This is a genomic window from Algoriphagus yeomjeoni, from assembly GCF_049821175.1.
Classification (GTDB): Bacteria; Bacteroidota; Bacteroidia; order Cytophagales; family Cyclobacteriaceae; genus Algoriphagus; species Algoriphagus yeomjeoni_A.
In genome coordinates, this window is sequence record NZ_CP187512.1 from 3,012,501 (window position 1) to 3,029,859 (window position 17,359).

Consider the following 17,359-nt stretch of genomic DNA (forward strand, 5'->3'; position numbering starts at 1 on the left):
TTTGCTCCTATAAACTTTCTAAATATACCTTTGCTTTAAGTAGTCTACTACCGTACCAAGAAAACATCTCTCCATCAACTAATCTAACATTAGCCTTCGGTAAAAGCGATTTGAAATACTGAAGGTGTGACTCTTTAAAAGGATAAGGCTCTGAACTGAGTAATAAATGTTCAGGATTTAACTCTACCAATTCCTTTTCTGATAGCTGTGGATATCGCGAAGTTCGAACTAGGTTCTCAAATCCAGCAAACCCCAACATTTCATTAATAAAAGTATTGTTTCCTGCTGCCATAATAGGATCCTTCCATATAAGATAAATAGCATTTCCCTTCTTTGGTAGCGAAGAAGCAAAGTCGTTTTTCAACTTCTCTACGAGCTGCTCTGATTTGGTTTTTTTTCCAAGCATTTGTCCAAAAGCCCCAATCATCTCCAAGCTATCCTCCAAATTATAAATATCACTCATCCAAACCGGGTACTTCCCCATCAATTCTTCTATTCCCGATTGCTCATTCTCCTCTTTGTTACCAATAATCAAATCAGGCTTCAGAGATTCGATCACTGCCATTCGATAGTTTTTCGTGCCACCAACTATCGTTTTACGCTTTTGCAATCCACTCGGGTGCACACAAAACTTGGTAACTCCTACTATTTTTTCCTCCAAACCCAAATCAACCAATAGCTCGGTCTGAGATGGAACAAGCGAAATAATCCGCTGGGGAGGTGAAGTAATTGAAATAGTTCGTTTCAGTTGGTCGGTAAACTGCATGTTGATTTATATTCCATAATCCATGGCGCCATGAACTATGGAACATTTGCTAATAGCTACTTTATATATCTAAAATCAAAAGTTGGATCAAAATCAATCAGAAACTCATACATCAAATTGATCACCTGCTCGATATCATCCTTGCTTGCAGTCTCAACAGTAGTATGCATGTATTTCAAAGGGAGGGAGATCAATGCCGATGGCACACCTTCATTAGAATAAGCAAATGCATCCGTATCCGTTCCTGTGCCTCTAGATGCCGCAGCTCTCTGGAAAGGAATCTCTTTCTTTCTCGCCGTGGCAATAATCAAATCCAACAACTTCTTGTGAACTGAGGCACCAACTGGCAACACCGGGCCTTTGCCTGCGGTGTAATCTCCACTTGTGACCTTATTATAAAGCGGAGCAGTGGTGTCATGACAAACATCTGTGATAATTGCTGCATTAGGTTTGATTTTGGCAGCGATCATTTGAGCTCCACGAAGACCTATTTCCTCTTGAACGGCATTTACTATATAAAGTCCAAATGGCAATTTCTTTTTCTCTTCTTTAAGTCTCTTGGCGACCTGAGCAATCATATAGCCTCCTATTCTATTATCAAGGGCTCTACCTGAGTAGAATTTGCCATTCAATTCAGTCAACTCATCCTTGAAAGTGATCACGCAACCTACATGAATCCCCATTTCTTCAACTTCCTCCTTTGATCTAGCTCCCACATCTATGAAAATATTATCCAAAGTTGGCGCATCCTCCTTGCCTTCTTTCCTAACATGGATAGCTGGCCAGCCAAATACCCCAGGGAGTATTCCTTTGTCTGTATGGATATTTACCCTCATGGATGGAGCGATCATGTGATCAGAACCTCCATTTCTACGAACATAGATATACCCATCGTCTTTGATATAATTCACAAACCAGCTGATCTCATCCGCATGAGCTTCGATCACGACTTTATATTCAGCCTTTGGGTTAATTACCGCAACAGCAGTTCCGTAATTATCAGTAAAATAATCATCAACGAATGGCTTAACATAATCCAGCCAAATTTGCTGACCTGATGCTTCAAAGCCTGTTGGGGAAGCGTTGTTTAAGTACTTATATAAAAAGGTATTCGAATCCATTGAAAATTATATTTGAAAATTGATAATTGAATTTTTTACAGCGGAATATTCCCATGCTTCTTTCTAGGGATCCTATCCACCTTGTTTTCTAGCATTTTGTATGCTTTGATAAGTTTGATGCGGGTTTCCGAAGGCATGATGACTTCGTCAATAAAACCTCGGTGCGCTGCACGATAAGGATTGGCAAACTTAGCAGTGTACTCATCTACTTTTTCCTGAAGTTTGGCTTCTGGATCTTTGGCTTCTGCGATTTCTTTCTTGAAAATAATCTCTGAAGCCCCCTTAGCTCCCATGACAGCGATCTCTGCTGTTGGCCATGCAAAGTTTAGATCGGCACCTATATGCTTAGAATTCATCACGTCATAAGCACCACCATATGCCTTTCTGGTAATCACTGTGATTCTGGGAACTGTAGCCTCCGAAAAGGCATATAGCAATTTTGCTCCATTTGTAATAATGCCATTCCATTCTTGATCGGTACCAGGCAAAAACCCTGGGACATCTACCAAAACTAAGAGTGGAACATTGAAACTGTCGCAGGTCCTCACAAATCTGGCAGCTTTTACTGAGGCATCGTTATCCAAAACACCAGCCATAGACTGCGGCTGATTCCCTACTACTCCGATACTCCTTCCAGCAATCCTTGCGTAGCCAACAACAATATTGTCTGCAAAGTTTTCATGTACCTCCAAAAATGAACCTTCATCTACTATTCCTCTTACTGCATCTCGAATATCATACGGTTGATTGGGATTATCTGGAATCAAGCTGTCCAAATCCTTCCGACTTTCATCCTTTAATAATTCATATGGATAAACAGGAGCGATTTCCTCACAATTTTGAGGCATATAGCTCAAGATCTTTTTGATGTGTTGAAGGCATTCTAATTCATTTGCGCAAGCGAAATGAGTTACACCACTTTTGGTACTATGAGCCGAAGCTCCTCCAAGTTCCTCGGCGGTAACATTTTCCTGGGTGACAGTTTTCACCACATTTGGTCCTGTCACAAACATATAGGAGGTGTTTTCCACCATCAATATAAAGTCTGTAATTGCGGGAGAATAAACGGCTCCACCAGCACATGGACCCATGATCGCTGAGATCTGAGGTACTACTCCAGATGCAAGTGTATTTCTATAAAATATATCAGCATAACCGCCGAGCGAATTCACTCCTTCTTGGATTCTCGCCCCTCCAGAATCATTCAATCCTACCACGGGAGCACCATTTTTCATCGCCATATCCATGATCTTGCAGATTTTCTCCGCGTGGGTTTCGGAAAGGGATCCTCCAAAAACTGTAAAGTCCTGAGAAAAAACATAAACCAACCGCCCATTCACCTCTCCGTAGCCAGTAATCACACCATCACCTAGGTAATGCTCCTTGTCGAGCCCAAAATCCTTTGCGCGGTGCATTACGAATTTGTCAATTTCTTGAAAAGTGCCTTCATCCATCAGCAATTCTACACGCTCACGGGCGGTGAGTTTACCTTTCTGGTGTTGAGAAGCTATTCTTTTTTCTCCTCCACCGAGTAACGCTTCCGCATTTTTCTTTTTCAGCAACTCTATCTTGCCTTCTTTTCCTGGTAAAGTATAATTGGGTTTATCTTTTTTGCTCATACGATAGTTTTTAGACTTGCTCAAATATAGCAGGCTTTGCTAGCTAAGGAAAAAAACGGGATAGAATGTATGTGTCTGCCTCTATGGTAAAAAGTAAGTGGTAAAGGTTTCCAGAAAAATCCATCTTCAAATAAACAAGCGTATGTACCTAAGTAGCCCATTAGAGAAGAGCAAGTTGCAGGCGAAACCACTCTCTGTGGATCTCCGCGAAATCTCTGTGCGCTCTGAGGTTAGATGACTTTCTTAAAAAAACTGAGTAATAAAATAAAGGTTGAAATACCTCATTTCAAATAACTTTCTATATTCGCCCATCTTTAAAATTGGCAGCGTATGAGTACCCGAAAGGCGGCGGTAATTGACATGGGCACCAATACATTTCATTTGTTATTGGTTGAATTAGACAATGTAACTTTTAAAACAATTTACAAGGAGAAAATCCCTGTGAAATTGGGTAAGGGCGGAATCAACCAAAACAACCTTGCTGAAGATGCCGTAAAACGAGCTTTTCATACGCTCAAACATTTCAAAAACCTGATCGATGGTGAAAACATAGATCAGGTTTTTGCTTTTGCTACCAGTGCTGTTCGAAATGCGGAAAATGGTCCAGAGTTCGTCAAAACTGTCAAGGAAACTATTGGAATTAACATTCAAGTGCTGTCAGGCGAGGAAGAAGCTCAAATGATTTACCAAGGAATTCGGCTTTCCGGTTCTTTAAATGGACAAACTGAACTAATGATGGATATCGGCGGTGGTTCTGTAGAATTCATAATAGGTAACAGTCAGGAGTCTCTTTGGAAACAAAGTTTTGAAATAGGAGGTCAACGTCTTTTGGAGCTTTTTCACTACCATGACCCAATTCTTCCAGAAGAAATCGATAAGCTGGAAAGTTATTTGGAAGAAAAACTTCAGCCACTGATCGAAGCTATCCAACTCTACAAGCCAGTTGGGTTAGTTGGAGCTTCAGGGACTTTTGACACCTTAACTGATATTTACTTTGAATCTATGCTTCAGTGCAAACTCACTGGACGTCATGTTTTTGAACTACCCATAGAGGAATATGAAGCAATTCATCGCATGATTTTGACGAAAAATAAAGAGGAGCGTTTATTAATTCCAGGCATGATTCCCATGCGGGTAGATATGATCGTGGTAGCATCCAGTTTGATAGAATTTATTTTGCGCTACATAGAGGTGGATTTTATCACCTGCTCGCACTATGCACTCAAAGAAGGAGCAATTGCTTCTTTGCTAATTCCTGAGCAAACCGCTATTTAAGCCTTTCTGAAAAATTTCATTTCTTATATTTAGCTGCTAATTATTTAACAGTTTATTCCCTCTATTGCTATGACTTATTCTTTTGAACAACTTCACGCTTTTACATTAGGCATGCTTACCAAAATCGGTTGCCCGGCAGATCAGGCCAAAACAGCTGCTGACGTATTGCTTGCGGCGGATCTTCGAGGAGTGGACAGTCATGGCGTTGCACGGCTTTCTGGCTATGTGCGTTTGTGGGAAAAAGGGAGAATAAATGCTACGCCAAATGTGCGGGTAGTTCACGAAACTCCTTCCACTGCTGTGGTAGATGGAGATGGAGGTTTGGGGTTGGTTGTAGCTCCTTTTGCCATGAAGGTTGCTATCGAAAAAGCTAAAATCGCTGGAACAGGTTGGGTTTCTGTGAAAAACTCGAATCATTACGGCATTGCCGGTTATCATGCTATGCAGGCTTTAGCTCATGATATGATTGGGATTTCCCTAACTAATGCAAGCCCGCTAGTGGCTCCTACTTTTTCTCAGGAAAGATTATTGGGAACGAATCCAATAGCAGTTGCCATTCCAGCAAAGGATCAGCCTCCTTTTGTCGCGGATTTGGCAACCACTACGGCTGCCAATGGTAAATTGGAAATCCTTCAAAGAAAAGGAATGGATACGCCAACCGGCTGGGTACAGGACAAAGAAGGAAATCCAACCACTTCCGCCAATGGCGTAAAAGATGGTGGAGCTTTACTTCCGCTCGGTGGCGATCGGGAACATGGTTCTCATAAAGGATATGCTTTGGGTTCGGTCGTGGATATTTTCTCCGCAGTACTTTCCGGTGCTAATTACGGTCCTTGGGTTCCACCTTTTGTGGCATTCCTCGAGCCAGATCCTAATCCAGTTGGAGAAGGAATCGGCCATTTCTTCGGAGCAATGAGAGTAGATGCTTTCCGACCTGCTGATGAATTCAAAGCACATATGGATAACTGGATCACCCGATTCAGAGCTGCCAAACCAACGCCTGGAAATGAAAAAGTATTAATCCCAGGTGATCCTGAGCGGGAATTAGAAGCTATTCGCATGAAGGATGGAATTCCATTGCTTGATCCAGTAGTAAAGGATTTGACAGAATTGGGAGTGCGATTTGGGGTGAAGTTTTAGGAGTGTGGGGTGTTAGGTGACCGGTGCATACCTCCCACTTTTATGAGCAAGTAGGATTTTAGGTGAAAAGAGATTTGAGATAGAGAGTGATATGCATACAATTTTTCAAGGTGACTTTTTATCTTTAAAAGAATATGTCTAACAGCCCTAAGAAATTTAACCATGACCGATCTGCCTTCGAGCAAGAAATGCTTCGGAAAAGGTCTACTATGGTGAAGAGGATAAAGATTCTACGTGTCAGGAAAGACTTCGAATCCATCGTTATCTGAATAGCATTGCTTACTGTAATGACATTGATAATCCACCCAGGATGGATAAAACAGCCTCTAGCGCACGCTACCAAGTAAAATGATAATCAACAGCATTCGGCGGTTTAATCTAATCATGTCTTTGATTATTTTTATCACAAATTTTTGCCTATTCTTACCTCTAACAATAGAGATTTTGCTGACAGGAGGAGGCCCTTTCGCCTTCGGGTTGTTACTTCTACCTTTTCAAGGAATTGTCCATCTATTTTTAATTCCTGCATTTTTCGATGTCAATAATAATCGAAATTCTCACTCATTTAAATGGACCAATGTACTTGGGGCTTTTATCTCAATACTTTGGTCAATAATAGTCTTAATATCAATTGAATCTTACCCAACCCTGTTCTTAGAAATCTTTTTTAACTTTATGTCATGTCACTAACTCCCCTCACGTTACGCCCGTCTTTCGAAGAAAATCCAAAACACGCCAAAGCTGCTAGTAACCTAAGCACGCTCATTGCCACCATTGAGCAAAAGAAAATCCCACTGGCTCAACAACAGAAAATCAACGAGATCATCACGGGAGTAAATAACTTCCCAGGGCCAGATCCAGAATTGCTGAAGCAAATAAAATCAGCACAAGCAGCTATCATTAAACTCCTAGATCAGGAACTCAACCTTGTCCCACAAAATCACTATCAGCTCCAATGGCTCGTTCTTGGAATGGCTACTTTCGGGATCCCGCTAGGAGTGGTATTTGGCATTTCCCTGGGAAATCTTGCTTTTTTGGGAATTGGACTTCCCATCGGCATGGCAATAGGCATAGCAATTGGAACGTCGAAAGATAAGCAAGCAGCAGAAGAAGGCAGGCAGTTGGATTGGGTGGCTAAGTGATTCAAGCCTTTTCCAAGCTATTTTTTTTCAAACTGAGTTTCATCAATTTTATCCTATGATCACATACTGATTAAAAAGCACTTGATGAAGACTGTGCTTTTTGTAATTTAAAGCTCCTATTCCGAAAACCCATAACCTATGAACCCACTCAATCGACGAGAATTTTTAAAAGGAAGTACCGCTTTGATGTCTCTGGCAAGTTTTGGCTTGCTCGGCATGGATTTCAAAGATCGCGAAGGCCCATTGCAAGTTGCATTGATCGGCACAGGCTGGTATGGGAAATCTGACCTTTTTCGCTTGATTCAAGTGGCAGATGTAGAAGTTGTTGGCCTTTGTGATGTGGATAGCAAGCAACTAGCAGAGGCAGGAAGATTGGTTTCGACTCGTCAAAAGTCGGGTAAAGTTCCAACTCTTTATGAGGATTACAAGGAGCTTTTGGCAAAAGAAAAGCCAGAATATGTTCTGATCGGAACTCCAGACCATTGGCATGCGCTCATGGCAATTGATGTCGTTAAGAGTGGGGCACATTTGTATTTGCAAAAGCCAATTTCGGTGGATGTGATCGAAGGTGAGGCGATTCTAGCAGCTGCAAGAAAGTACGATCGCAAAGTACAAATCGGCACGCAACGCAGAAGCACTCCACACTTAATGCAGGCAAAAAAGGAAATTATTGATTCTGGCAAACTTGGAAAAATATCGCATGCTGAGGTTTGCTGCTATTACCATATGCGCAACAACAGCAATCCTGATGTCATGCCTGTCCCAGATAATCTGAATTATGATCTTTGGGCTGGTCCTGCACCAATGTTACCCTACCGAGGTATACTTCATCGAGGCTGGAGAGCTTTTATGGAATATGGAAATGGGATCGTGGGCGACATGTGTGTACACATGCTGGATTCCGTCCGATGGATGCTGGATTTGGGTTGGCCAATTCAGGTCACATCAACAGGCGGGATTTATGTACAAAAAGATAGTGTTGCAAATATTTCAGATACCCAAACTGCTCTATTTGAGTTTGACGAGATGAATGTGGTCTGGCAACATCGCACCTGGGGCAATCCTGTGGACAAGGATTATCCTTGGGCTTTTAAGATCTATGGGGAAAATGGAATGCTCGCTGGAAGTCCGATGCGTGCGGATTTTTATCCTGAAGGAAGAAATAACGGTGATCCTATTCATTATCCGGTAGTATTGGAAAAAGAGCAATACCCAGAAGATTTTACCGAAAAAGACAATGAAGTTCATGCAGCACCAGCTACTCGTGAACAGATGAGAGATTGGCTTAAGGCCATAGAGAATGATACGTTGCCTGTTGCAGATGTACTTGAGGGACATATTTCAACTGCTTCCTGCATTTTAGCAAATATGTCTATGGAACTAGGTGGAAGACCTCTTCGCTACAATCCAAAGACTATGATCGTTGAGGGCGACGAAGAAGCTACGGCACTTTTGAGAAGACCTTATCGAGATGGCTATGTTCATCCGGAGCCAGATAAAATCTAAATGATATTCTGAATATGATTGATATCATTCCTGCCAATGTTGAAGACTTGATTCACGTTCAGTCAATCGCTCATCGAACTTGGCCACATACTTTTGGCGAAATATTAAGCCCCGAGCAAATCAAATATATGCTCAATTGGATGTATAGTTTGGAGACTTTGGAAAAGCAAGCTAGCGATGGCTACCTCTTCTTGCTGGCTGAAGAAAATGGTGAAAATCTTGGATTTACGGGAATTGAAGTGAATCAAGAGCCTGGGAAAACCAAAATCCATAAAATATATATTCTCCCTACTGCTCAAGGAAAAGGAATTGGAAAGAAATTAATTCAGGCAATAAAGGATATAGCCTTAGAAAATAAGCAGAAAAGTCTACTGCTGAATGTCAACAAATACAATACTGGAGCAATTGCGTTCTATGAATACCTAGGGTTTGTGAATATCAAGGAAGAAGTCATCGACATCGGAAATGGGTATGTGATGGATGACTATGTGTTTGAGTTGAAGCTTTGAGAATTAACCTTTGAGGTCTCAAAGACCTCGAAGGTTTAGATTCGAGCCCTATTTCATCCAACTAACCAGAATCGAAAGAGATTGATTTGGTGTTATTTAACGTGTCCACATTACAAAGGTCGGGCAAAAAATACAGTAAGAAAGAAAGACCAGGGTAATTATTTTTAAAACCTTCGAGGAGATTTCTCAGTCGTTCCTCCTTCGAAATGACACCTCAAAGGTTATTCAGAATAGTCTCCCAAAGTACCAGACCATTTGCAGGAGCTGGAGGTAGTTTTTCGAATTCCTCAGGGGATTCAAATCGACCTCCAATTTCCGATAAATCCATTTCTCCCTTTCCTATTTGCCAGATAGCGGACATCATCATGCGAACCTGATGATGCAAAAAACCTGTGCCGGTGATTTCGAAATAATAAATTTCTTGAGGGAAAATCTGTCCTAAAAAATCATTGGTTTTATGAATCCCAGCTGCAATCACTTCACGAACATAATCGGTCTTATTTTCTGAAGGCTTACAAAAGCCCTTATAATCATGCTTGCCAATAAATAATCCACACGCTTCGTTCATCTTCTCCCAATTCAGCTCTTCTGATACATTCACCATAAAAGCAGAAGCAAAAGGGTGAAAATCACAAGAATTGGAGAAATAGTATCGGTAGGTTTTCTGCTGAACAGATTGAATCAAATTGAAGCTTATGGGAACCGACTTCACTGAATTCAATCGTATATCCTGTGGAAGGTGTTCGTTGAATTGGGGCAAAAGTGAGTTCATATCCATCTCCTCCCGAAGGAAAACCTGAACATATCCACCCTCGCAAGAGACACCTGAATCTGTACGACTAGCCCCGATCAGTGAAAAATCCTCATGCCCCAAAACATGCCGAATCACACGCTCCAGTCGTCTTTGCACAGTAGGCTGATTTGGCTGAGGAGCCCAACCTTTATATCGAGCGCCGAAATAGGAAATGGAAAAAAGATAAGAGAAGGGACGGGATTGCAAGAGTTTACTTATTTGAGATTTAAGAATTGAAAGTAAGGGCAATTTCGCTCAAATCATCAATGCATTATGATTTTTGCTAGCAGTCCTTTTTAGTGCATATGGAACATTTGAGAATGCCAAAATGAATGAGGTCTTCCATAATAATCACAATTATACATAGGTATTTCAAGAAGAAACCAAAGGACTAATCCAAAGATAACTACTACCGTAAGTACTCCTGCTTTACCTTTTTTGATTTTTAATATTCCAAAAACAATCAATAAAATTGATAAGCTTAGGTAGAAAAAAAATTGACCTAAAAAGATGCTAGAGGAAAATATATTACCCGATAAATCTGCTGACTTATCAAAGAAATAAGATGACTCTAACCACATATTCCTGTATAGCCAAAAGGAAAACATCCCAATTGTTACGAAAAAGCACCCTATGATTTTATTCTTCATTGTTTTATAACTTCATTCCACTTTCACTGGCTGTGTCCAAGCCGTTTCAGTGTCGCCAATTTGATATGGATTTTCTTTGGGTTTGGAAGAGATGATTTTTGCACGGACGTACATATCATTCTCATCTAGGGTATATGCAGCGGTTTCACCCTCCGACTCTTTCAAAAGAATGCCGCTGTCCTCCGGATTTGATTTTCTAGCCCCAAAGAATTGAATGGTATAATCCACACCGTTTTCAGGTTTAACGGAAACTGATAAGGTCTTTCCATCGAAATTGATCTCATCCATGGTAATGCCAGTTGTCGAATAAAAGTCACCTTTTTCCATTGCCTCGATTAAAGAAGCAGGATCTAAGCTTTCTGATAAAACCATCACCCAACCCCGACCTGGATTGCTGTTATTTTGGTCGAAAACATGATAATTATGCGCATCATCTACTGCCAATCCATAGAGCAAAGGCTTATTAGCGAGTAAGTAAGCTGCTTGGACTTTATCCCAAAGTACTTCCATACTTGGTCTCAAAGAATCTCCATAATTGTGGACTTGCGGATGACCGTTGTATACTTCAAAAAATCGCTCACCATCCAATGCGATAATATCCTCCGGAGTAATTGCCCATACGAAATTGGGATGGTTAATATGTAAAAACATGGGAACACCGGTAGAATCACGTTGGGCCTTAACTCTATCCAAACCATGCTGTAATATTTCAGGAATAGAGTTCCCTCCTTCTGCAGGGATCAGTTTCTGGATATTCGTCACGTTCATATGAAGTGGTTTACTCTCAAAACTCTCCGTTAACTCCTGCGATTGAATGATCAAGAATTTGCCTTTCTCTTCGAACATTGGAGCATATTCTACCAAGGTTTTTAACTTCACTTCTATCCTACCGGCCGAATCCTCCCGAAAGATTACCTTATCGCCATACTTCTCAACATATTTCTGAAAGCCCATTTCATGGGATGGAGATTTTGGAATCAACTTCCATTTTTCGCCGCTAGCTAGAGTATTGTGATCAGATAGTACCACGAAATCGTAGTCGTGCGACTTGTACCAATCCATTATCATCTCAGGGTAATCATCTCCATCAGACCAGTATGAATGTGTATGAAGATTGCCTTTGTACCATTGTTTGGTTGGTTCTTCCTGCGGTGTGCAGGCCAAAAGGAAAGCAAAAAGACAGGTCAAAATAAAGAAGATGCTTTTCATGTGTGTCTGGTAAGATTGTTCTCAATATACCAAAGCTTGGAGAATTTGGGATAGTTTCCAAGAAGACTTAGCCTGAAGATTAGGTGCAGCTGCAATGTCGAAAACACAAACCAAATCATTCTAGATTTTAGAAACCAGTAAAAAATAATGGTAAGGGAGGCCTTAAATTTGTTTAAATTGTATGTTTAGATACTGGTACTAATTTTATTTAAAGAGTCATGAAAACGACAGAGGCAATCAAGAAAAGCATAGCATCACGGCGAGATGACTTCTTCCAAAAGTATTCTATCAAGTCTTTGGCAATATTTGGCTCATTTGCTAGACATGAACAAAATGAGGATAGCGATTTGGATTTGATGGTAGAGTTTAATCGATCTGTAGGTTCTGAGTTCATTCAACTGGCTGATGAACTGGAAGAATTTCTGGGATTTAAGGTCGACTTAGTCTCCAGAAATGGAATTAAGCAGAAATACTATGATCGTATAAAGGATGAGTTGATTTATGTCTAGTCGAGATACTAACCTTTTACTTTGTGACATTAAGGAATCTGCAGAAAAGATCCTAAAATATACGGAAGGTCTAACTTTTCTTGAATTCCAAGAAGACGATAAAACAGTAGATGCTGTAATCCGAAATTTCTAAATTATTGGAGAAGCTTCTATAAGAATTGATGACGACTTTAAGCTTTCCCACCCTCAAATTGAGTGGAAAAAATTAAGAGGTTTCAGAAATAGGATTGTTCACGAATATTTTGGAATTGACATTGAGATTGTGTGGAATATTATCGAATCAGACATTGATGATCTACTATTTCAAATTGAAAACCTGCTGAACAAAAACCAAAAAAAAACCACCTCTGTCAAGGTGGTTTTTTATTTTTTAAGCTCTTTTATCCTAAGCCAAAATCTTAGCTGCTAGCCAATCACCAACTTCAGAAGTCTTGTAAGCGGTACCGCCATCAGCGATATCTTCGGTTACATAGCCGTCAGCTAAAGATTGATTTACCACATCAGAGATCAATTGAGCTTCTTCCTTCAAGTCAAAAGCATAATCAAACATCATGGCCGCAGAAAGCACAGTAGCCAAAGGATTGGCAATGTCTTTTCCAGCTGCCTGAGGATAAGAACCGTGAATTGGTTCGAACAATTTGATGGAAGTTCCCAAGGATGCAGATGGCATCAAGCCCATAGAACCTGAAATCACAGAAGCCTCATCTGTCAGGATATCTCCGAACAAGTTTTCAGTAATCAATACATCATACGCTTTTGGCCACTGGATCAATCTCATCGCCACAGCATCTACGAATTCATATTCCACTTTAACATCTGGATATTCTGGAGCAAGCTCCTGCACAGTCTCTCTCCACAGTCTGGAAGTAGCCATTACATTTGCTTTATCCACGCAAGTCAGGAGTTTTCTTCTTTTTTGCGCAGCTTCGAAACCCATTCTTGCCAAACGAACGATCTCATGCTTGCTATACACATTGGTATCGAAAGCTTTGGTGCCTTGCTCGTTTCTTCCTCTTGGCTCGCCGAAGTAAATTCCACCAGTTAATTCTCTGAAGAACACAAAATCAACACCGTCCACACGATCTAATTTCAAAGGAGATTTGTGTACCAAAGAAGGAAAAGTGAAGGTAGGACGCACATTGGCAAACAAACCTAATTTCTGACGCATGAGTAACAATCCCTGCTCTGGACGAACCTTAGCTTTAGGGTCATTATCGTATTTTGGATCACCGATAGCTCCGAAAAGCACTGCATCGGAAGCTGCTGCGATTTCGTGAGTTGAGTCTGGATAAGGTTCACCAGTCGCATCAATTGCAGCGGCTCCTACAACTGCTTCTGTAAAAGTGATTTTGTGTCCGAATTTCTGGCCAATAGCTTTCACTACTTTCACAGCCTGGTCGATTACTTCAGGTCCGATGCCGTCACCCGGCAACAGCGCGATATTCATTTCCATAAAACTTGGATTCTTCTTTCGTTGGTGTTTGATTGAATGATTCGACGATGTTCAGCATTTTCTCTGTGGCCATCATCGCAGCCACTGTTTGATCGGGATCTAGCCCTTTCGTTTTAAATATTTTCCCATAATCCCAGGTGATGACAGTCTCCACAAAAGCGTCTGTTTTTCCTCCAGGAGGAATAGAGACATGGTAGTCAATCAATTTAGGAAGTTGTCTTTTTCGTGATTTGTAGATTTTCTTAACAGCTCGCATGAAAGAATCATACTGACCATCTCCTGTAGCGGTGGCATCGTAAGACTTCCCGTAAATATTCAATCTCAACTGCACCGAAGGCTTCAATCCTTTGGAATGAGTCATATGATAACCTTCAATGAAGATGTTTTTGGAAATGGAATTATTCTGCAACACATCAGAAATGATGTATGGCAAATCTTCCGTAGTGACCCGCTCCTTTTTATCACCAAGTTCGATGATTCGTTGTGTCACTTTTGTCAACTCATCCTTTTCCAAAGATATCCCCAACTCCTCCAAATTCTTAAGAATATTGGCTTTGCCGGAAGTTTTACCTAAGGCATATTTACGCTGGCGACCAAATCGCTCTGGAAGCAAATCGTTGAAATATAGATTTTTTTTGTTGTCACCATCTGCGTGAATTCCCGCAGTTTGGGTAAATACATTTTCACCTACTACAGGCTTATTTGCCGGAATATGCTGTCCGGAAAACTGCTCTACCAGTTTGCTAACTCGGTAGATTTTCTGCTCCTGCACGTTGATCTGAAGATCAGTGAAATCTTTAATCACAGCAATAACGGATTCCAAAGGGGCATTTCCTGCTCTTTCACCAAGTCCGTTGACCGTAGTGTGGATTCCTGAAGCGCCGTACATGATCGCTTCCATGACATTGGCAACAGAAAGATCGTAATCGTTGTGGGCATGGAAATCGAAATGTGCATTTGGGAATTTGGTAGAGATTTGGATGAAAAATGCCTTTGTCTCTTCCGGAGAAAGAAGTCCCAAGGTATCCGGGAGCATTATTCTCTTCACAGGAAGAGTTGTCAGGAAAGCTATCAGTGCAAGTGTATATTCCGGAGAATTACGCATGCCATTCGACCAGTCTTCCAAATATACATTCACATCAATCCCATTCTCCTGAGCGTATGCTATGCTCTTTTGAATATCTTCGAAATGCTCTTCCTGAGTTTTTTTGAGCTGATGTGTCAAATGATTATGTGAGCCTTTGGTCAATAGATTCATGACTTTGGCACCAGCTTTCAACAGCCAATCCACCGAAGCCGGCGTATCCACAAAACCCAATACCTCCACCCGATCCAGGTAGCCTTTCTCAGCCGCCCAATGGGTGATTTTCTGAACTCCTTCTAATTCCCCCTCTGATACTCTCGCTGAAGCCACCTCAATTCGATCTACCTTCAATTCATCCAGCAAAAGTTTGGCGATCTGCAGCTTTTCAGAAGGCAAGAAGGAAACGCTTGAGGTCTGTTCTCCATCCCTCAGCGTTGTATCCATTATTTCAATGCGCTTCCCTGCGGTCATTTTCACTTATTTATCTGCAGCAAAAGCATCAATTTCATCAGACATACTCAACAAGTAGTCTATATCATCAAAGCCATTTTGCATATTGTCCTTCTTGTATTCATTGATATCAAAAGATTCAAATTCTCCAGTGGAGTCCAACGTAATCTTTTGATTCGGAATATCTACCGTAATCGTAGTTTCAGGATTTGCAGTGATCGCCTCCATAAGTTTATCAGAAAACTCAGGTGAAACAGTTACAGGTAGTACTCCAATATTTAAGCAGTTATTTTTGAAGATATCAGCAAAGAAGCTGGAAACTACGCATCTGAATCCATAATCATAAAGAGCCCAAACTGCGTGCTCCCGACTGGATCCAGAACCAAAGTTTCGGCCTGAAACCAAGATTTTACCGCTATAGGTAGGATCATTTAATACAAAATCCTTTTTAGGATTGCCCTCTACATCATACCTCCAGTCACGGAAAAGATTATCCCCGAAACCTTCACGCTCAGTAGCCTTAAGGAATCTAGCTGGGATGATCTGATCTGTATCCACATTGTCGGTCGGTAAAGGAACCGCAGTGCTGGTGAGAACAATAAATTTATCGTAAGCCATTTTATAGTAATTGAAAGATTGGAAATTTGGAAAATAGAAAGATTTGATCGGCACTAAATCCTACTTACCGGATCAAACTCGTATTTCCCATTTCTGACTTCGTATTTTTAATTTTGAAATACTTCTCTTGGGTCGCAGATTTCGCCTGCAATGGCTACTGCTGCCACGGTCAAAGGAGATGCGAGCATAGTTCTAGCTCCTGGCCCCTGACGTCCTTCAAAGTTTCTATTGGAAGTTGAGACGGCATATTTTCCAGAAGGAATCTTATCATCATTCATCGCTAGACAGGCAGAGCAACCAGGCTGACGTAGTTCGAATCCAGCTTCTTCTAGGATCTTCACCAATCCTTCATCATGCGCCATTTTCTCTACTTCGCGAGATCCTGGTACAATCCAAGCAGTGATGTTATCCGCTTTTTTGTGACCTTTTACATAGGCTGCCACAGAACGGATATCTTCAATACGACCATTGGTACAGGAGCCAACAAATACGAAATCCACCTTTTTGCCTTTGATTGCTTCACCTGGCTCAAAGCCCATGTATGCCAACGATTTCAGGTAAGAAGATTTATTGCTTCCTTCCATTCCTTCGGTCGTAGGTATATTTCCTTTCACTTTGATGCCCATTCCAGGATTTGTTCCGTAGGTGATCATCGGCTCAATATCTGCAGCGTCGAAGTGATATTCTTTGTCGAAAACAGCACCTTCGTCAGTTTTTAGTGTTTTCCAGTGAGCTACTGCTTTGTCCCATTCTTCGCCTTTTGGAGAATATTGTTTTCCTTTTAGGTATTCGAAAGTAGTCTCATCCGGCGCGATCAAACCTCCACGTGCTCCCATTTCGATAGACATGTTACAAACAGTCATTCTAGCTTCCATAGATAGGCTTTGGATCGCAGATCCTGCATATTCCACAAAGTATCCAGTAGCACCAGCGGCTGAGATCTGAGCGATGACGTAAAGGATCAAATCTTTGGAAGTCACGCCTGGCCCGGCTACGCCATCGATAGTAATTCTCATTTTCTTAGCCTTAGACTGCATGATGCACTGCGTCGCCAAAACCATTTCTACTTCAGAAGTACCAATTCCGAAAGCAATAGCTCCGAAAGCACCATGGGTAGAAGTGTGGCTATCTCCACAAACTATCGTCATTCCAGGCTGAGTGATTCCAAGCTCTGGACCGATCACGTGAACGATCCCGTGATGTGCAGAACCCAAATCGTGAAGCTCGATGCCATATTTGGCACAGTTCTCACGAAGTCTTTCTACCTGCATGCGTGAAAGCTTGTCTTTGATAGTCTTGTCCTGATCTACAGTTGGTACGTTGTGATCAGGCGTAGCTACTGTTCTGATTGGGTTTTTAACTCCGATACCACGCTTCTCTAGATTGAGGAAGGCGACCGGTGAAGTTACTTCATGGATAAAATGCTTATCGATGAAGAATACATCTGGTCCAGCCGGAACTGATTTTACTACGTGAGCATCCCAGATTTTATCAAATAATGTTGTCTTTTCCATA

The 17,359-nt window shown here is 41.3% G+C and carries 16 protein-coding genes; 7 read left to right on the forward strand and 9 right to left on the reverse strand.

Going from position 1 to position 17,359, the window contains the following annotated elements:
- Positions 1 to 7: 7 nt before the first annotated feature.
- The 3 genes from ACPUEN_RS12110 to ACPUEN_RS12120 are packed head-to-tail and all read right to left on the reverse strand — an operon-like array spanning position 8 to position 3,506.
- Positions 8 to 766 carry a helical backbone metal receptor gene (locus tag ACPUEN_RS12110; protein WP_425636137.1) on the reverse strand — a complete coding sequence of 253 codons (759 nt, stop codon included), beginning with the start codon at positions 764 to 766 and terminating at the stop codon, positions 8 to 10.
- 56 nt (positions 767 to 822) lie between these two features.
- A complete protein-coding gene (locus tag ACPUEN_RS12115) occupies positions 823 to 1,887 on the reverse strand; it encodes a M42 family metallopeptidase (protein WP_425636139.1) in 1,065 nt (354 codons plus the stop codon).
- 35 nt (positions 1,888 to 1,922) lie between these two features.
- Positions 1,923 to 3,506 carry an acyl-CoA carboxylase subunit beta gene (locus tag ACPUEN_RS12120; protein ID WP_425636141.1) on the reverse strand — a complete coding sequence of 528 codons (1,584 nt, stop codon included), beginning with the start codon at positions 3,504 to 3,506 and terminating at the stop codon, positions 1,923 to 1,925.
- A 330-nt stretch (positions 3,507 to 3,836) separates the two neighbouring features.
- Here ACPUEN_RS12120 and ACPUEN_RS12125 point away from each other — a divergent pair, with 330 nt between their 5' ends.
- From ACPUEN_RS12125 to ACPUEN_RS12145, 5 genes are all read left to right on the forward strand, one after another.
- Positions 3,837 to 4,781: an exopolyphosphatase gene (locus ACPUEN_RS12125; RefSeq protein ID WP_425636143.1), complete on the forward strand. Its 945-nt coding sequence runs from the start codon at positions 3,837 to 3,839 to the stop codon at positions 4,779 to 4,781.
- Between the two features lie 69 nt (positions 4,782 to 4,850).
- Positions 4,851 to 5,921 carry an Ldh family oxidoreductase gene (locus ACPUEN_RS12130; RefSeq protein ID WP_425636145.1) on the forward strand — a complete coding sequence of 357 codons (1,071 nt, stop codon included), beginning with the start codon at positions 4,851 to 4,853 and terminating at the stop codon, positions 5,919 to 5,921.
- A 680-nt stretch (positions 5,922 to 6,601) separates the two neighbouring features.
- On the forward strand, positions 6,602 to 7,063 hold the full coding sequence (locus ACPUEN_RS12135; protein WP_425636147.1) for a hypothetical protein: 462 nt from the start codon (positions 6,602 to 6,604) through the stop codon (positions 7,061 to 7,063).
- A 138-nt stretch (positions 7,064 to 7,201) separates the two neighbouring features.
- The gene (locus ACPUEN_RS12140; protein WP_425636149.1) at positions 7,202 to 8,569 is read left to right on the forward strand and encodes a Gfo/Idh/MocA family protein; all 1,368 of its coding nucleotides are present in this window, start codon (positions 7,202 to 7,204) and stop codon (positions 8,567 to 8,569) included.
- A 14-nt stretch (positions 8,570 to 8,583) separates the two neighbouring features.
- Positions 8,584 to 9,078, forward strand: coding sequence for a GNAT family N-acetyltransferase (locus tag ACPUEN_RS12145; protein WP_425636152.1), 495 nt, complete (start codon positions 8,584 to 8,586; stop codon positions 9,076 to 9,078).
- Between the two features lie 214 nt (positions 9,079 to 9,292).
- Here the strand turns inward: ACPUEN_RS12145 and truA are convergent, their stop codons facing one another.
- Together truA and ACPUEN_RS12155 are read right to left on the reverse strand one after the other, a co-directional pair.
- A complete protein-coding gene (truA, locus tag ACPUEN_RS12150) occupies positions 9,293 to 10,120 on the reverse strand; it encodes a tRNA pseudouridine(38-40) synthase TruA (RefSeq protein WP_425636154.1) in 828 nt (275 codons plus the stop codon).
- Between the two features lie 413 nt (positions 10,121 to 10,533).
- Positions 10,534 to 11,730: a histidinol-phosphatase gene (locus ACPUEN_RS12155; protein ID WP_425636156.1), complete on the reverse strand. Its 1,197-nt coding sequence runs from the start codon at positions 11,728 to 11,730 to the stop codon at positions 10,534 to 10,536.
- A gap of 218 nt (positions 11,731 to 11,948) precedes the next feature.
- Between ACPUEN_RS12155 and ACPUEN_RS12160 the strand changes: the two genes are divergently transcribed.
- A complete protein-coding gene (locus ACPUEN_RS12160) occupies positions 11,949 to 12,239 on the forward strand; it encodes a nucleotidyltransferase family protein (RefSeq protein ID WP_425636158.1) in 291 nt (96 codons plus the stop codon).
- A gap of 136 nt (positions 12,240 to 12,375) precedes the next feature.
- On the forward strand, positions 12,376 to 12,648 hold the full coding sequence (locus ACPUEN_RS12165; protein ID WP_425640192.1) for a DUF86 domain-containing protein: 273 nt from the start codon (positions 12,376 to 12,378) through the stop codon (positions 12,646 to 12,648).
- On the opposite strand, the gene leuB is transcribed toward ACPUEN_RS12165, so the two are convergent.
- The 4 genes from leuB to leuC form a co-directional block, all read right to left on the reverse strand.
- A complete protein-coding gene (leuB, locus tag ACPUEN_RS12170) occupies positions 12,625 to 13,692 on the reverse strand; it encodes a 3-isopropylmalate dehydrogenase (protein WP_425636160.1) in 1,068 nt (355 codons plus the stop codon). The genes ACPUEN_RS12165 and leuB overlap by 24 nt on opposite strands.
- On the reverse strand, positions 13,661 to 15,247 hold the full coding sequence (locus tag ACPUEN_RS12175; RefSeq protein WP_425636162.1) for an alpha-isopropylmalate synthase regulatory domain-containing protein: 1,587 nt from the start codon (positions 15,245 to 15,247) through the stop codon (positions 13,661 to 13,663). The genes leuB and ACPUEN_RS12175 overlap by 32 nt, the downstream gene beginning before the upstream one ends.
- Before the next feature lie 6 nt (positions 15,248 to 15,253).
- Positions 15,254 to 15,844 carry a 3-isopropylmalate dehydratase small subunit gene (gene leuD / locus ACPUEN_RS12180; RefSeq protein ID WP_425636164.1) on the reverse strand — a complete coding sequence of 197 codons (591 nt, stop codon included), beginning with the start codon at positions 15,842 to 15,844 and terminating at the stop codon, positions 15,254 to 15,256.
- Positions 15,845 to 15,951: 107 nt separating this feature from the next.
- A complete protein-coding gene (leuC, locus tag ACPUEN_RS12185; RefSeq protein ID WP_425636167.1) occupies positions 15,952 to 17,358 on the reverse strand; it encodes a 3-isopropylmalate dehydratase large subunit in 1,407 nt (468 codons plus the stop codon).
- Between the last annotated feature and the right edge of the window lies 1 nt (position 17,359).

Bases quoted from the DNA above. Each gene is read 5' to 3' on its own strand.
- ACPUEN_RS12160 (WP_425636158.1), top strand. From the start codon at position 11,949: ATGAAAACGACAGAGGCAATCAAGAAAAGCATAGCATCACGGCGAGAT.
- leuB (WP_425636160.1), bottom strand. From the start codon at position 13,692: ATGGAAATGAATATCGCGCTGTTGCCGGGTGACGGCATCGGACCTGAA.
- leuC (WP_425636167.1), bottom strand. From the start codon at position 17,358: ATGGAAAAGACAACATTATTTGATAAAATCTGGGATGCTCACGTAGTA.
- ACPUEN_RS12130 (WP_425636145.1), top strand. From the start codon at position 4,851: ATGACTTATTCTTTTGAACAACTTCACGCTTTTACATTAGGCATGCTT.
- ACPUEN_RS12110 (WP_425636137.1), bottom strand. From the start codon at position 766: ATGCAGTTTACCGACCAACTGAAACGAACTATTTCAATTACTTCACCT.
- ACPUEN_RS12125 (WP_425636143.1), top strand. From the start codon at position 3,837: ATGAGTACCCGAAAGGCGGCGGTAATTGACATGGGCACCAATACATTT.
- ACPUEN_RS12155 (WP_425636156.1), bottom strand. From the start codon at position 11,730: ATGAAAAGCATCTTCTTTATTTTGACCTGTCTTTTTGCTTTCCTTTTG.
- ACPUEN_RS12145 (WP_425636152.1), top strand. From the start codon at position 8,584: ATGATTGATATCATTCCTGCCAATGTTGAAGACTTGATTCACGTTCAG.
- ACPUEN_RS12120 (WP_425636141.1), bottom strand. From the start codon at position 3,506: ATGAGCAAAAAAGATAAACCCAATTATACTTTACCAGGAAAAGAAGGC.
- ACPUEN_RS12140 (WP_425636149.1), top strand. From the start codon at position 7,202: ATGAACCCACTCAATCGACGAGAATTTTTAAAAGGAAGTACCGCTTTG.
- ACPUEN_RS12135 (WP_425636147.1), top strand. From the start codon at position 6,602: ATGTCACTAACTCCCCTCACGTTACGCCCGTCTTTCGAAGAAAATCCA.
- ACPUEN_RS12175 (WP_425636162.1), bottom strand. From the start codon at position 15,247: ATGACCGCAGGGAAGCGCATTGAAATAATGGATACAACGCTGAGGGAT.
- ACPUEN_RS12115 (WP_425636139.1), bottom strand. From the start codon at position 1,887: ATGGATTCGAATACCTTTTTATATAAGTACTTAAACAACGCTTCCCCA.
- leuD (WP_425636164.1), bottom strand. From the start codon at position 15,844: ATGGCTTACGATAAATTTATTGTTCTCACCAGCACTGCGGTTCCTTTA.